The sequence below is a fragment of the Novosphingobium tardum genome (assembly GCF_042652045.1).
Classification (GTDB): Bacteria; Pseudomonadota; Alphaproteobacteria; order Sphingomonadales; family Sphingomonadaceae; genus Novosphingobium; species Novosphingobium tardum.
Map to the genome: position 1 here is coordinate 1 of NZ_JBHSDR010000010.1, position 1,690 is coordinate 1,690.

Consider the following 1,690-nt stretch of genomic DNA (forward strand, 5'->3'; position numbering starts at 1 on the left):
CTTCTCCCCCTCGCTGACCTGAGATTGTTGCAATCAATCCGCGGCGGCTAGGTAGTCTCCCCTAAGGAAAGGTCTTTCAATTCTTACCTTACATATTCACCCCGTTTGAAACCTCTTCGCGTACCTTGGATAGGGTCGCAGGAGGTCGCAGATGACCAATCAACATCGGATTGGCTCGAGACAATCGGAACGCAAGCTTGTGCATGCCCCGGCCGATGCGCGCGCCGGTTTTTCGCGCATGAGGGTGCAAGTTGTCGATCTGTCGGCCACTGGTGTGAGGCTACGAACCTACGACCGTCTACCGGTTGGCAAGAGGTTTTGGATCAAGCTTGCCGGCCTTGAAGCTCAGGAATGTGAAGTCATCTGGGAATGCGATTTCGATTCAGGTTGCCGCTTTCTCCGTCCGTTGGACGCTGCGGTTTTTCGCGAAATCGTCAATGCGGGCCGTCTTCAGCCTCCAAACGCGCGGCATTTCGCTTACGTTTGATCAAGTCAAGCCAGTCTGGCGATCGCTCCGTCGCGACGACCCACTGCCACGATGGGTCCCCATTACCAGTTTGGCTTTGGCAATTGGTCGCTTCGCCAACACGTATCCACCCGGTTAAACCTGGCTAACTGGCCAGAATTGCTTTGGAATTACAGGTCCGTGCGCTACCCTCCCGGTGGGCCCGGTGCTCTGGGGGGCACACCGCAAAGTGGGCGCCGGGCCTTCCACCGAGCGGGTTTCGCGGCAACCGGAGGCAAGGACGGCCGATTGCCGCTCATCAGCAGCGGCCGCGTCTAGTGATCTGCCGCCAATCGCGCGGCCCGATTCCTAGCTTCCAAGGTCCCACTTTCCCATAGGTTACCCGAGGCGAGCCGAGCGCGTCGTCCTGGATGCACGCTTCCCACTAAAGGCCAGGCATGCCAGAGGTGGGCTGTCACCTACGCACGAAGCCTTTCCGCTTATAGCTGCCCTGAGCTTCACGTCAGACTTCCGCCAGCTCCATTAGGGGACCCAAGGTGGGCCAAGAAGCGTCAACCGCGCACATCAAGAAGATGTTCGACCGGATCTCATTCCTCGCTGGAATCGGGGTGTGGGAATGCGACCTTGCTACAGAGGAGTTGACATGGACAGATACGGTTTACGACATCTTTGGCATTCCGCGAGGGACACCGATTGATCGTCATCGCGCACTCGATCTCTACGAACCCGAGTCTCGGCGCCAAATGGAGCGCCTGCGCAGCGCAGCGATCGAATCTGGGACAGGGTTCACGTTAGATATCCAGATCCGTCCCAAGGCTAGTGAAGTCCGCTGGGTCCGCCTGACTGCCGTGATTGAGAAAGAGGCTGGCAGAGCAGTCCGGATCTTCGGAACCAAGCAGGATATTACGAGCGAAAAAGCAGCCCAGAACAAACTGCAATCGCTTCAGACTGAACTCATACACCTCTCTCGCGGAAGCGCGATGGGAGCCATGGCGTCCACGATAGCACACGAACTGAATCAGCCACTTGCGGCGGTCTCATCGTATCTCTCGGCAGCCCGCCGTTTAGCTCCGGACGAGAGCAAAAGTTCGGAGCTAGCGGAATGCATCGATGGGGCTCTGGAGGCCACGCATCGCGCAGGTAATATAATCCGATCGGTTCGTGCCATGAGCACTAGGCGAGATGGCAGAAGGGAAGAATTGGAACTAGAGCCAGTCCTGAAGG

At 57.7% G+C, this 1,690-nt stretch carries 2 protein-coding genes; both read left to right on the top strand.

The genetic code is table 11. From position 1 onward, the window contains the following. Positions 1-151 precede the first annotated feature (151 nt). Positions 152-487, top strand: coding sequence for a PilZ domain-containing protein (locus ACFO0A_RS15265; RefSeq protein WP_379540036.1), 336 nt, complete (start codon positions 152-154; stop codon positions 485-487). 515 nt (positions 488-1,002) lie between these two features. Beyond that, positions 1,003-1,690, top strand: a 688-nt coding sequence (locus ACFO0A_RS15270) for a sensor histidine kinase (RefSeq protein ID WP_379540038.1), incomplete at its 3' end; no start/stop codon positions are given.

What these genes read in the sequence shown, in the direction of transcription:
- ACFO0A_RS15265 (WP_379540036.1), top strand. Translation starts at nt 152, where the DNA reads ATGACCAATCAACATCGGATTGGCTCGAGACAATCGGAACGCAAGCTT.